Genomic DNA, 12,728 nt, shown 5'->3' on the forward strand with positions numbered 1-12,728 from the left:
GAACAATCGGCGAACGGGGATTGACCAGCGGGAACGTGTTCTACCCTCTGGTGTGAATTCGCCATTCTCGGCTACCGTTCATATGTGCCCCCCGAGACAGTCGAGGTCCGTCGTAGTTCTCGCCGCCGGCGGACGGTTTCTGCGTACCGCGACGGCGAGAAAACGATCGTGCTCCTCCCCGCCGGTTTGAGTAGCACCGATGAGGAACAATGGGTGCGCCGTATGCTCGATCGCCTCGCGGCCAAGGAGCAGCGCAGACGTCCCTCCGACGACGATCTCCTCGATCGGGCCGTCGATCTGTCGGCCCGATATCTGGGCGGGGAGGCGAGACCGTCGAGCGTGCGCTGGGTGGAGAACCAGCAGCACCGCTGGGGCTCGTGCACCCCCGATCACGGGACCATCAGGATCTCCACGCGGCTTCGGGGCATGCCGTCGTGGGTGGTCGACTATGTGATCATGCATGAGCTCGTCCACCTGCTGGTGCCGAGCCACGGCTCGCGCTTCTGGGCGCTCGTGGAACGATATCCCAAGGCCGAGCGGGCGCGAGGCTTCCTGGAGGGATTCTCCACGGCGGCCCACGGTTCCGCGGAGGGGTTTTGACGGAAGAACGAGTGGTGGCCGTCCTGGTCACGCCCTCCGTGGCGGACGCGGCCCCCGCGGGGATCGACGCCGCCCTCTTCCGCACGGCCCTCGCCGAAGACGCCTACGAGCTCGTCGCCGGGCTCGACTTCGTCTCTCCGGTCGTGGTGACGAGCGTCCCCGGCATGGAGGAGATCGTCTGGCCGGGCACCCCGGTCGTCGAGATCCCCGATCTTTCCGGGAGCGCCCTGGTCGAGGCGGCCTTCGCGGCCCTGCCGTACGGACGACAGGCGGTCCTGCTGAGCGCGGACGCGCCCGACCTGCCCCCGTTGCTCATCGGCAAGCTCTTCCGCGAGCTGGGCCGGGCCAGGATCGCCGTCTGCCCGGACACCGGGGGCGGCACGGTGGCGCTCGCCGCCCACCTGCCCTATCCCGACTGGGCCGCGGTGGGTTTCGACGACCTCGACCCGGTCAAGGCGCTCCGCGCCGCCGCGCCCGGCAGCCGCATGGTCGCGAGGGGTCCAGGCTGGCACCGCCTGCGCACCCCCGACGACATCCGCCTCCTCGACCCCGGCCTGGAGGGCTGGGACAACACCCGGGCGCTCCTGTCGTCCTGACGTTTCGGAAAGCCGTCAGGACGGCGAAGGTAGTCGCAGGTCGGCGAAGACCGCCCGATGGTCGGTGCCGGGCACGGTGTGCACGCTGACCGCGTCGACTCCCACCCGCCGGTCCACCACGATGTGGTCGATCGTGATCAGTGCGGGGACGCGTCTGTTGACCGGCCAGGTGGGGGTGAGGCCCTCCCCGGCGACGGCGGCCGCGTCCTGGTAACCGCGGCTCAGGAAACGCCGCATCGCCGCGTGGTCGAGGCTGGCGTTGAAGTCGCCCGCGAGGATGCGGATCGTGTCGGGCGCGGCGGAGGGCAGGGCCTCCAGCGCGGCCGTCCAGTCGTACACCTGCCTGCCCAGCGGCGGGAAGGGATGCACGTCGACGATCTCGACGGGTTTGGTGCCGGGCACCGTCATCAGCGCGGCGGGCATGTTGTGCCCGATCGCCTCGAACAGGTCCTTCCTCGGAGTCAGCGGATACCTCGCGTACAGACCGCTTCCACCGGCGCTCCACTCCGGCTCCAGCACCTGGTACGGCAGGATCTCCTCCAGTCCGGCGGCCCGCAGATCCTCGACCATTCCCGGGGTCAGCTCCTGGGTGCTGAACACATCGGGATCCAGCCGCCGGACCAGATCCATCACGGCGTCGGGCTCGGCGCGTCCGAACAGCGTGTTGAGCGTCAGCACCCGCAGCGGCGTTTCCGCCGCCGCCACCGCGGGATCCCCGGAACGGAAGGCCCTGGGGAGCACGCTGAGGCCGAGCGCCGCGGTGGTGACCAGCGCCACCGCCGTCACCGCCCGGTTGCGTGTCAGCGCCGACAGCAGCAGCGGTACGAGCGAGGCCGCGGCCACGTACGGGGTGCCGGTCATGAGCTGGGTGGTCAGCGAGTCGCGTTCGAGCCCGGCCACCCGGGCCACCGCCCAGGCGGCGAACGGGGTCACCGTGGCCCAGGCGAAGGTTTTGGGAACCTTCCAACGCCGTCGGCGCGCCGACGGCGCGGCGGCGCTTCCGGCGCTCCCGACACGTCCGGTGCTCCTGTCAGCCGTTGTCCTCACGCTCACAGTGCCCCGATCCGTTCCGTACAGCCCGATGAGAACGAAGATATCCGGGCGAAGATGAGACAAGCGTAAAACGGTCCAACACTCTCGGGGCATGCCCGGAACAGGCCGGAGTACGGCATCGAGCTTCCGATCACCTGGAACGCAGGGCCTCACGGGCACGGCGGGCCAGCCGGCGGGTCGCCTCGTCGGAGAGCTCGGGGATCTCCTCCACCGGGAACCAGCGCAGGTCGAGCGACTCGGCGCTGATCACGGCCTCGACGTCGGCGGGAGCGACGGCGCCGTACTCGACGTCGAGATGGCTGCTGTGCGGGGGGTGGCACCAGACCCGGTGCCGGTCGAGCGCGAGCGGGCCCGGCAGCAGCCGCAGGCCCGCGATGCCGGACTCCTCGGTGGCCTCACGCAGCGCCACCGCCTCCAGGGAGGCGTCGCCGCGCTCGCAGTGACCTCCCATGGGCAGCCACATCCCGGCCTTGCGGTGCAGCGTCAGCAGCACCCGCTCACCGTCGTGGGAGAGCACCGCGGTCGTGGCCGTCAGGTGGCCGGTGACGCATTCGCGCCACATCGCGTCGTCGTTGGCGTGGACGTGCTCAAGGAACTCCTTGCGGAGGATCTCCTCCTCCGCCGTCGGGGCGACCCACCCCGTGAGCACGTCCTTCGCGTCGGCGCGCAGGCTCACGCGCTCCCGTCCTCGCCGTCGTCCTCGCGCTTCTTCTCGGCGTCGCCGCCGTCACGGGGAGGCTCCCGCAGGGTCCCCTCCAGGGACGACAGGTCGAGCTCGGGCTCGCCCCGCACGAACCTCTCGGGGTTGTCGAGATCGTCGGCGGTGGGCATCAGGTCGGGGTGGTTCCAGACCGCGTCGCGGCCGTCGACGCCCCGGTCGGCCTCCAGGGCCTGCCACAGGGCGGCGGCCTCGCGCAGGCGGCGGGGCCTGAGTTCGAGGCCGACGAGCGTGGCGAAGGTCTGCTCGGCGGGACCACCGGTCGCCCTGCGGCGCCGTACGGTCTCCGACAGCGCGGTCGCCGAGGGGAGCTTGCCGTCCGCGGCGCCGTCCACGACGGTGCCGACCCAGCCCTCGACCAGGGCGAGCATGGTCTCCAGCCGGGACAGGGCGGCCTTCTGCCGCTCGGTCTCCTCGGGCTTGAGCAGGTTGCCGCCGCTCAGGGCCTGCTGGAGCTGCTCGGGATTGTTGATGTCGAGCCCGCGGAGCTGCTCCTCCAGCGCGGACGCGTCCACCGTGATGCCCCTGGCGTACTCCTCCACCGCTCCGAGCAGGTGCGCGCGCAACCACGGCACATGCTGGAAAAGCCGGTGGTGAGCCGCCTCGCGCAGGGCGAGGTAGAGGCGGATCTCCTCGGCGGGGATCTCCAGGCCCTGGCTGAACGCCGCGACGCCGCCGGGCAGCAGGGCGGCGTTGTCCGACAGCGGCAGGCCGATGTCGGTGGAGCCGATCACCTCCAGGGCGAGCGAGCCGACGGCCTGGCCGATCTGCTGGCCGACCATCATGCCGCCCATCTGTTTCATCATCCCCATCAGCGGCCCGGCCATGGCCTGGGCCTCCGCGGGCAGACCGGCGGCACCGAGTGTCCCGCTCATGGTCTCGACCATGCGGGCGGCGATCGGGTCACAGAGCTTCTGCCAGACCGGAATGGTCTTCTCGATCCACTCCGAACGGCTCCAGGCCTGAGGGTTGCTCACCCCGCTCGGCAGGGAGGTGGCCTCGTTGAGCCACAGGTCGGCCAGATTCAGGGCGTCGACGATCTGGCGCCGCTCGCCTTCCATGACACTTGGATCGCCCTCGGCGACCACCACGTGCCGTGCGATGTTCTTCGCCATGTCCCAGTTGACGGGACCTGAGGTCGGCGGAGCGGAGAGCATGTCGGCGAACTGGCGCATTGCCGCTGCGATCTGCTCCGGGTTGCCGAACATGGCGAACGGGTTCTCGTTGGGGTCGTTTTCCCGACCTGGCAAGTCAGTCACCGCTCTACCTCGTGCAGGATGGAGGAGTCCACATCCGCCACGTTATCCGTCGCATGGCGGGTCAGTGCAAAGTGAGGACCTGGTGCCTACCTCGAAACGCTCCCGGCCCCCCGTCGTCGCCGTCACCGGCGCCGCCTCGGGCCTAGGCCGTGCCTTCCTCGCGAAGGTCGCCTCGTCTGCGGATTTCCGCAGGGTCGTGGCCATCGACGAGCAGCGTGGTGACGTTCCCGACGTCACCTGGCGGGTCCTCGATGTCCGAGATCCGCTCTTGGCGAACCGCATATCTGACATTGACGTGCTCGTGCACCTGGCCGCCGACTACGCGCTCGACGTCAACCCGACGGAGCGGCGCGCCTACAATCTGCGAGCGGCCCAGACGGTGCTCACCGCCAGCGCGGCCGCACGGGTGCGACGGGTCGTGCTGCTCACCAGTGCCATGGTGTACGGAGCCGTCCCCGACAACCCGGTCCCGCTGCCCGAGGGGGCGCCGGTCGCCGCCGAGCCCGACACGGGCATGGTCGGCGACCATCTGGAGATCGAGGCGCTGGCCCGCCGCTCCCTGCGCAGCCACCCCGGTCTCGGCGTGACGGTGGTCCGGCCCGCCGCCGTGGTCGGTCCCGGCGTCGACAGCGTGGTGACCAGGCATTTCGAGGCGCCCCGGCTGCTGACCGTGAAGGGATGCGCCCCCCGCTGGCAGTTCTGCCACGTGGACGACCTCGTCTCGGCCCTTGAGATGGCGGCGCTCGGCACGGTCTCGGGGGTGGTGGCCGTCGGCGGCGACGGGTGGCTGGAGCAGGAGCAGGTGGAGGAGATCTCCGGGCTGCGCCGGCTGGAACTGCCCGCCGGGCTGACCTTCGGCACCGCCCAGCGCCTGCACCGCCTCGGCATCACCCCGGCCCCGGCCACCGACCTGCACTACGTCGTCTACCCGTGGGTGGTCGACTGCACCGCGCTGCGCGAGGCCGGTTGGAAGCCGATGTGGAGCAACGAGGCCGCGTTCGAGCAACTCCTCAAGTTGCGCGAGGGCAGGCACGCCGTGGTGGGCCGCCGCCTGTCGGGCAAGGAGGCCACACTCACCGCGGCCGGCGCCACCGTCGCCGTCCTCGGCACCGCGGCGATCGTCCGGGCCGCCCGCAAGAAGCGCCGTACCACCTGATGTCCGCTCAGGGCGTAGGGGCTCGTACGGGTCCTGGCGCGGATCCCGTCAGCGGAAGTGCGCTGCGGGGGCCGTTTTTCCCTGCCGGTACGCTTTGCGGCGTGGATGTCATCCGGTTGCTCGATATTCGCGACAGCGCGCTCTCCGTCGACGAGGTGCTCGCCGCCGTCGGTGACCACGCCGCGGGCGGCACGACGGTCTTCGTCGGCACGGTCCGTGAGCAGGACCACGGCAAGCCGGTCACGGGCCTGTCCTACTCGGCGCATCCGAGCGCCGTGGACGAGCTTCGCCGGGTGGCGGAGAAGATCGCCACGGACTTCCCGGTGACCGCGCTCGCCGCCGTTCATCGAGTCGGTGACCTGCGGCTCGGCGATATCGCGGTCGTCGTGGCGGTCGCCGCGCCACACCGAGGCGAGGCGTTCGAGGCCTCCCGCAGACTGATCGACGACCTCAAGAGCCAGGTCCCCATCTGGAAGAACCAGTTTTTCGCCGACGGCTCCTCCGAGTGGGTGGGGGCCTGCGAGTGAGATCGACCGGCCGGTACGCGACCGTCGGCGCGGCGGCGTCCGGGTACGGTTTCATGACCTGTCGTACGGCATAGGCTTTGTCCATGTCCCGACGTGCGCTGACCCTCATGGTGGCGGGCTTCCTCACGCTCATGTTCGCGCTGGTCGGCGCCCTGCTGCCGGTGCCGTACGTCGTGCTGAGCCCAGGGCCGACCGAGAACACCATCGGGGACGTCGACGGCAAGCCGGTGATCAGCGTCGAGGGGCGCCAGACGTATCCGACGGAAGGCAAGCTCAGCCTCGTCACCGTGGCCTACCAGGGCGGACCCGGCACCAGGATCGATCTTTTCAGCGCGCTCAGGGGATGGATCGATCCCACCATCGCGGTCGTGCCCGAGGAGACGATCTTCCCTCCCGCGACCACCGCGAAGGAGGTCGAGGAGCAGAACACCCAGGAGATGACGAACTCCCAGGACGACGCGACCGCGGCGGCGCTGACGGAGCTGAAGATCCCCTACAGCTCGGTCGTGACCGTGGCCTCCACGGAGAAGGGTCTGCCCGCCGACGGCAAGTTCAAGATCGGCGACGAGATCGTCTCGGTGGACGGCACCCCCGTGTCCGACCGCGAGAGCGTCTCCGCCGCCGTCCGCAAGCACAAGCCGGGCGAACAGGTCGGTTTCGTCGTCAACCGGGGCGCCGAGAGCATGACCATCACCGTCCCGACCGTCGCGGGCCAGGACGGCGCACCCCTCGTGGGCATCACCATGCGGGTCGGCTACAAGTTCCCCTTCCAGGTCAAGATCAACGTCGGTGACGTCGGCGGGCCGAGCGCGGGGATGATGTTCTCCCTGGGCATCGTCGACAAGCTCACCCCCGGGGCGATGACCGGCGGCAAGTCCATCGCGGGGACCGGGACGATCACCGCTGAGGGTGACGTCGGCCCGATCGGCGGCATCCAGCAGAAGATGGTCGGCGCGAGGAAGGCGGGGGCGACGATCTTCCTGACCCCCACAGAAAACTGCGCGGAGGCGGTCAAGGCGATCCCGGACGGCCTCAGGCTGGTCAAGGTCGCGACCCTGCGCGAGGCCGTCCAGGCGATCGACGCGATCCGCACCGGCTCGGGTGCCGTGCCGAGCTGCCCGGCGGGCTGACTTCCGAAGCCGGACGGGAGCTCCTGGGCGAGGGAATGAGACCTCGGGAGTGAGCGGCAGGAGAAGCCCGGAAAGCGGGACGCGCCGCCCAATTAGGTAAAAGATCCGGTTTTCCGGGTCTTGGGCCTCGTGACGGGGCACTCATCAGGGTCCTCGTACGTTGGACCTAAGGACCCGAGACCAGTTGGTGTTGTGGCCGGACCGTGCCCGAAAGGCTGAACGCGGCCCATTGCCCTCCGGTGTAGGTTGCCAGACACGGACCGTGCTCTTACGACAAGGGGTTGGCCTTGAGCTTCCGGACCCCCGGAGCCGGCAGGGCAATGCGCTTGCCCCGCCGGCCACGACTGCTAGTTCCCGTCGCGATCGCGCTGGGCGCGATAGTTATCCTTTTCTTTCTCTTTGCCGGTATTTTTACTGATTACCTTTGGTACGACTCGGTCGACTACACGGCCGTCTTCTCCGGTGTGATCGTCACGCAGATCCTGCTGTTCGCCGTCGGCGCACTGCTGATGGTCGGGATCGTCGGCGGCAACATGCTGCTGGCGTACCGCATGCGACCGATGTTCGGCCCGGGAATGTTCGGTGGCGCCAGCGGTGCCGACCGGTATCGGATGGCCCTTGACCCGCACCGCAAACTGATCTTCCTGATCGGTGTGGCGGTGCTCGGCCTGTTCTCGGGTTCGTCCTTCTCAGGTCAGTGGAAGACCTGGCTGGAGTTCATCAACGCGACGCCGTTCGGTACGACCGATCCGCAGTTCAAGATGGACATCTCCTTCTTCATGTTCACCTATCCCTTCATCCGGATGGTGCTGAACTTCCTGTTCGTCGCGGTGGTGCTCTCCGCGCTGCTGTCGGCGATCGTGCACTACCTGTACGGCGGGTTCCGGCTCCAGTCACCCGGCGTGCACGCCTCGCGCGGCGCTCGGGCGCACCTGTCGGTGCTGCTGGGCATCTTCGTGCTGTTGAAGGCGGTCGCCTACTGGGTCGACCGGTACGGGCTGGTCTTCTCCGACCGGGGCTTCAGACACGGTGCCTCGTACACCGACATCAACGCGGTGCTTCCCGCCAAGACCATCCTGGCGATCATCGCCCTGATCTGCGCGGTCCTGTTCTTCGCCGGGGTCGTGCGCGCCGGGGGCATGCTGCCCGGCGTCGGTTTCGGTCTCCTGGTGCTCTCGGCCATCCTGATCGGCGGGGTCTACCCGGCCCTGGTCGAGCAGTTCCAGGTCAAGCCGAACCAGCAGGGCAAGGAGCAGGAGTACATCAAACGCAACATCGACGCGACCCGAACAGCCTACGACGTCAACGACGCCGAGGTGATCGACTACACGGCTCAGGGAGACCCGAGCAAGGTCAACGTCAGCGCCGACAGCTCCATCTCCGGCGTGCGCCTGCTCGACCCCAGCCTGGTCGCGAAGACGTACCAGCAGAAGCAGCGAATTCGCGGTTACTACGACTTCCACGATCCGCTCGACGTCGACCGCTACCCCGACGAGAACGGCACGATGCGCGACACCGTCGTGGCCGTGCGAGAGCTCACGGGGCCGCCGGCCGAGCAGAACAACTGGATCAACCGGCATCTCGTCTACACCCACGGCAACGGTTTCGTGGCGGCGCCCGGCAACGAGGTCGACTCCGAGGGGCTGCCCAACTTCGACGCCAAGGACATGCCGGTCACCGGTTCCCTGGTGGAGCGGACGAAGCTCAAGGAGTCGCGGATCTACTTCGGCGAGGCACGCGGCGCGGCCGAGTACGTCGTCGTCGGCGGCAACGGCCAGAGGAATCAGGAGCTCGACTACCCCGAGAGCGGTGGCACCGGCCAGAAGAACACCACCTACGAAGGCAAGGGTGGTGTCCCGGTCGGATCCTTCATCAACCGGATGCTCTACGCCGCCAAGTACGGCGAGATCAACCTGCTGCTGTCGGGTGACGTCAACCCGGACTCCAAGATCCTCTACGAGCGCAACCCGCAGCAGCGTATCGCCAAGGTGGCGCCGTTCCTGAGCCTGGACGACAACCCCTACCCGGCGATCGTCGACGGCAGGGTGGTCTGGATCGCCGACGCGTACACCACGTCCAACGCCTACCCGTACTCCCAGAGCAAGAGCCTGGAGGCGATGACGCGCGACACCATCACCGACCCGCGCGTAGTGGTCCCGCAGCCGCGCGACCAGATCAACTACATGCGCAACTCGGTGAAGGCCACGGTCGACGCCTACGACGGCACCGTCAACCTGTACGCATGGGACGAGAAGGACCCCATCCTGCAGACCTGGCGCAAGGCCTTCCCCGGCGTCATCAAGCCGCAGACGGAGATGACGCCCGAGCTCAGGCAGCATCTTCGCTACCCGGAGGCGCTGTTCAAGGTCCAGCGTGACGTGCTTTCCCAGTACCACATCGCCGACCCGAACGCCTTCTACAGCGGCCAGGACTTCTGGAACGTCCCGAACGACCCGTCCTCGGGCGAGCGCGACATCAAGCAGCCGCCGTACTACCTGTCGGTCAAGATGCCGAGCACCGACAAGCCCACGTTCTCGCTGACCACCACGTTCGTGCCGCGCCAGGGACCCAACCTGGCCGCGTTCATGGCCGTGGACGCCACCCCCGGAGAGGACTACGGAAAGCTGCGCATCCTGCGCATGCCCTCCAACACCACGATCCCCGGCCCCGGCCAGGTGCAGAACAACTTCCAGAACAAGTTCTCCGGCGAGCTGAACCTGCTCGGGCTCGGCCAGGCGAAGGTCCGCTACGGCAACCTGTTGACCCTGCCGTTCGCCGACGGCCTGGTCTACGTCGAACCGGTCTACGTGGAGATCGCGGCCGCCTCCGGCCAGGAGCCGTACCCGATCCTCCGCCGCGTCCTGGTGGCCTACGGCAGCAAGGTCGGCTCGGCCGACACGCTCAAGGGCGCGCTGGAACAGGTCTTCGGTGACGGCACCCAAACCGCTCCACAGGAGCAGCAGGGGGAGGGTAAGCCGGCCGAGGAGGCGAACGCCAACCAGCCCACCACCGCGCTGGCCCAGGCGATCGACGAGGCGCAGAAGGCGTACAACAAGGCACAGGCCGCTCTCCAGGCCGACCCGCCGAACTGGAACGACTACGGCGAGGCCCAGAAGGAGCTCCAGGAGGCGCTGTCGAAGCTGAAGGGCACCGAGGCGAGCCCCGCGCCCACCCCGTCTCCCTCGGCGTCGGGATCCCCGGCACCGTCGGCGACACCCACACCGGTCCCATCCGCCACACCGACACCCACACCGAATCCCTAGAAAGACACCGGGGCCCAGCGATCTGATTCGCGTCCGCCACCAAAGCCGGGTATGGTTGAGACATACACCGACGCGGGGTGGAGCAGTTCGGTAGCTCGCTGGGCTCATAACCCAGAGGTCGCAGGTTCAAATCCTGTCCCCGCTACCAATCGAAAGGTCCCGGTCGCCGGAAACGGCGACCGGGACCTTTTTTGTTTTCCCTCCTCGGGATCCACCGCGTCCAGAGGCTTCTGCGGTGGGACATCACCTCGTGCCCGTCTGTGAAACCCCGGAGGCTCCGCGGACGGGGGCGACGTGAGGCCGGTGACCTCGCGTTCCTGTGCCGATTTGCAGCCCGAGGGGAATCCCGGATAGTGTTCAAACACACACCGACGCGGGGTGGAGCAGTTCGGTAGCTCGCTGGGCTCATAACCCAGAGGTCGCAGGTTCAAATCCTGTCCCCGCTACCAATCGGAAGGCCCTGATCTCCCAGAGATCAGGGCCTTCCGCGTTTCGGGCAGTCGAGACCCCGTCTTCTTTGCGCCTGGCCGGGGCATCCACCGCTGTGCGTGCCAAGGGACGTCGAGCCTGGCGTGCGGGATGTATTTCGAGAGATGCCAGAGTTCGAGAGGTAGCGTGCCGTTGTGAGCGAAACGTCCGGACCTGTCCTGCGCTGGCGCGTGCGCCGCGATCTCCTCATCATGAAGATCGTCGGGGCGTTCGCCCTCGCGGTGCTCACGATCCTCACCCTCGACGACCCACGAGGGGCGATCCTGGCGGGTGCCGCGACCGCGATCCTGACAGCGCTGGTGATGCGCGATCTCCTCGCTCCGGTACGGCTCACAGCCGATGGCGAGGGTCTCGTCGTGGTGAGGGGCTTCGCCGGATCCGAACGGGTGCCGTGGAGCGCCGTCGAGCGTATCCGGGTGGACACACGGACCCGCTTCACCTCACGTACGGAACTCCTGGAGATCGACACGGGGGAGGGCATCCACCTGCTCAGCCGGTTCGACCTGGGAGTGCCGTGCCGGCAGGTGGCCGACGAACTCCGCTCGTTCCGGACGGGGGCATAGTCCGCCGGATCCCCGGGTGCCGGGACGCGAGACCGTCCCGGTGGTGCCTTCCGACTCCGAACCGGGACCCGGCGCCGATGATCGGCCGCCTGGGCCCGGCCCGCGAGGGCATCCCTCAGGCTCTGACCCTCACCCGGCGATGCCTCGGGACGAAACCGGGCCTGGTGCGGCGCACCAGCAGACTCGCCTTGTAGCAAGCCCAGCAGGTGAGGAAGGCCCCAAAGGAGACCTGTCCTATCCACGTCCACGTCGAGGTCTCGACGGCCGCGAACATCACTACACCGGTCCAGACAAAGCCGAAGACGCCCACGAGGGTCGCCGCAGCCCAATTCAGCCCTCGCTGCAACATGCCTGGAGTCTTACAGATCTTGGTTCAAGCCCAGGTCAATGACGCGGAACGCCTCATCGTGGGAGGCTACGGCTTGTGCCGGCGCACCTCCGCGCGCGAGAGCCTCCGGTGTTCATCGGGGTCGTCCCCAGAGGATTCTCCTCAAGGCAGGCCAGTAGCGCCGCCGCGGTGTGGGCGTCGCCGAGGATCCGGTTCACCTCGTCCTCGGATGTCGGGAGCTGGCCGCGCTTGGCGAGCTCGTCGGTGAGGAAGGTCAACGGCTCCGGGTAGCCGGCCGCCTCCGCGGCGACCGTCGCCCGAGCCGCGGTGAGGAGACGCAGATAGTAGGCGCGGAGGGTCGCCTCTCTCATACGTGCGTCTTCAAGGTCGTTCAGCAGAGACCTGGCAACCCTCAGCAGGTCGCCTGGGTGGTCGGCCTCCGCATCGATGTGCGCGCGGATGTCGTCGAACTCCGAGCGGGTCATGGTGCTCACCTCCACGGCGGAGTCAGGATTCTGACCCTCGCGCCTCTTCGTATCCAGAGTCGATTGCGGATGGCTTGACGTCTGGTTGCGCGCTTGCCTGTTTGGGACGCGCGAGTCTCCGGGATGGTTGGCAAGTTGTCTCTGTGACGTGAGAGTCCTGGTAGTGTTCTTTCCGCAGGGCAGCGAGCATCCAGGTTTAAACCTCCAGGAGCGAACTAACTGCCCGGCAAAACCCTCTCTCCACCCCGGCAAACCGGATGTGTCCGAGTGATTGGACAACGATCGGATGTTGGAGTAAGTTAGAGGGGTTGCCCTGGAAGCGGGGTGGTCGCAATCCTAGCGGGTTCGGCGGGTTCGAGTCGAGGGTCGGAAAATCCGACAGTTTGACACGAAACCGACACTCCCGATAAGATAGTGATACGAAATGGAACGCCCCGGAGTTCTGCCGGACCGGTTGGTCGGGTGTGGGTGATGGTGTACGCGTCCGTTTCTTGAGAACTCAACAGTGTGTTAAAAGCCAGTGCATGAAGCACAACCCCGTCCTACCCGCTTCGGTGGGGG

11 protein-coding genes and 2 tRNA genes are annotated in these 12,728 nt (G+C 67.9%); 9 read left to right on the top strand and 4 right to left on the bottom strand.

What is annotated here, in order from left to right:
• Positions 1 to 84 precede the first annotated feature (84 nt).
• Both AB0B90_RS22480 and AB0B90_RS22485 read left to right on the top strand, forming a co-directional pair.
• Positions 85 to 600, top strand: a complete 516-nt coding sequence (locus tag AB0B90_RS22480; RefSeq protein WP_350947831.1) for a M48 family metallopeptidase — start codon at positions 85 to 87, stop codon at positions 598 to 600.
• Entirely contained in the window at positions 597 to 1,196 is a 600-nt protein-coding gene (locus AB0B90_RS22485; RefSeq protein WP_350947830.1) for a hypothetical protein, read from the top strand. The genes AB0B90_RS22480 and AB0B90_RS22485 overlap by 4 nt, the downstream gene beginning before the upstream one ends.
• Before the next feature lie 15 nt (positions 1,197 to 1,211).
• On the opposite strand, the gene AB0B90_RS22490 is transcribed toward AB0B90_RS22485, so the two are convergent.
• The 3 genes from AB0B90_RS22490 to AB0B90_RS22500 form a co-directional block, all read right to left on the bottom strand.
• Positions 1,212 to 2,129 carry an endonuclease/exonuclease/phosphatase family protein gene (locus tag AB0B90_RS22490; RefSeq protein ID WP_350947829.1) on the bottom strand — a complete coding sequence of 306 codons (918 nt, stop codon included), beginning with the start codon at positions 2,127 to 2,129 and terminating at the stop codon, positions 1,212 to 1,214.
• 250 nt (positions 2,130 to 2,379) lie between these two features.
• Positions 2,380 to 2,925, bottom strand: a complete 546-nt coding sequence (locus AB0B90_RS22495) for an NUDIX hydrolase (RefSeq protein WP_350947828.1) — start codon at positions 2,923 to 2,925, stop codon at positions 2,380 to 2,382.
• Positions 2,922 to 4,226 carry a zinc-dependent metalloprotease gene (locus AB0B90_RS22500; protein ID WP_362924460.1) on the bottom strand — a complete coding sequence of 435 codons (1,305 nt, stop codon included), beginning with the start codon at positions 4,224 to 4,226 and terminating at the stop codon, positions 2,922 to 2,924. Before AB0B90_RS22500 ends, AB0B90_RS22495 begins: the two co-directional genes overlap by 4 nt.
• Before the next feature lie 79 nt (positions 4,227 to 4,305).
• Here AB0B90_RS22500 and AB0B90_RS22505 point away from each other — a divergent pair, with 79 nt between their 5' ends.
• The 7 genes from AB0B90_RS22505 (at position 4,306) to AB0B90_RS22535 (ending at position 11,354) form a co-directional block, all read left to right on the top strand.
• On the top strand, positions 4,306 to 5,382 hold the full coding sequence (locus AB0B90_RS22505; protein ID WP_350947983.1) for an NAD-dependent epimerase/dehydratase family protein: 1,077 nt from the start codon (positions 4,306 to 4,308) through the stop codon (positions 5,380 to 5,382).
• 101 nt (positions 5,383 to 5,483) lie between these two features.
• A complete protein-coding gene (locus tag AB0B90_RS22510) occupies positions 5,484 to 5,909 on the top strand; it encodes a molybdenum cofactor biosynthesis protein MoaE (RefSeq protein ID WP_350947826.1) in 426 nt (141 codons plus the stop codon).
• 83 nt (positions 5,910 to 5,992) lie between these two features.
• Positions 5,993 to 7,039 carry a PDZ domain-containing protein gene (locus AB0B90_RS22515; protein WP_350947825.1) on the top strand — a complete coding sequence of 349 codons (1,047 nt, stop codon included), beginning with the start codon at positions 5,993 to 5,995 and terminating at the stop codon, positions 7,037 to 7,039.
• A gap of 320 nt (positions 7,040 to 7,359) precedes the next feature.
• The gene (locus AB0B90_RS22520; protein ID WP_350947982.1) at positions 7,360 to 10,302 is read left to right on the top strand and encodes a UPF0182 family protein; all 2,943 of its coding nucleotides are present in this window, start codon (positions 7,360 to 7,362) and stop codon (positions 10,300 to 10,302) included.
• 71 nt (positions 10,303 to 10,373) lie between these two features.
• A tRNA-Met gene (locus AB0B90_RS22525) sits at positions 10,374 to 10,450 on the top strand.
• Positions 10,451 to 10,674: 224 nt separating this feature from the next.
• A tRNA-Met gene (locus tag AB0B90_RS22530) sits at positions 10,675 to 10,751 on the top strand.
• A gap of 174 nt (positions 10,752 to 10,925) precedes the next feature.
• Positions 10,926 to 11,354 (top strand): PH domain-containing protein, encoded by a 429-nt coding sequence (locus tag AB0B90_RS22535; protein WP_350947824.1) that lies wholly within the window; start codon positions 10,926 to 10,928, stop codon positions 11,352 to 11,354.
• A gap of 402 nt (positions 11,355 to 11,756) precedes the next feature.
• Here the strand turns inward: AB0B90_RS22535 and AB0B90_RS22540 are convergent, their stop codons facing one another.
• On the bottom strand, positions 11,757 to 12,167 hold the full coding sequence (locus AB0B90_RS22540; protein ID WP_350947823.1) for a hypothetical protein: 411 nt from the start codon (positions 12,165 to 12,167) through the stop codon (positions 11,757 to 11,759).
• Positions 12,168 to 12,728 lie beyond the last annotated feature (561 nt).

The organism is Streptosporangium sp. NPDC049078 (genome assembly GCF_040648855.1).
GTDB lineage: Bacteria > Actinomycetota > Actinomycetes > Streptosporangiales > Streptosporangiaceae > Streptosporangium.

Excerpts from the sequence above, each read along its gene's own strand:
- AB0B90_RS22515 (WP_350947825.1), top strand. The coding sequence starts at position 5,993 with ATGTCCCGACGTGCGCTGACCCTCATGGTGGCGGGCTTCCTCACGCTC.
- AB0B90_RS22520 (WP_350947982.1), top strand. The coding sequence starts at position 7,360 with ATGCGCTTGCCCCGCCGGCCACGACTGCTAGTTCCCGTCGCGATCGCG.
- AB0B90_RS22540 (WP_350947823.1), bottom strand. The coding sequence starts at position 12,167 with ATGACCCGCTCGGAGTTCGACGACATCCGCGCGCACATCGATGCGGAG.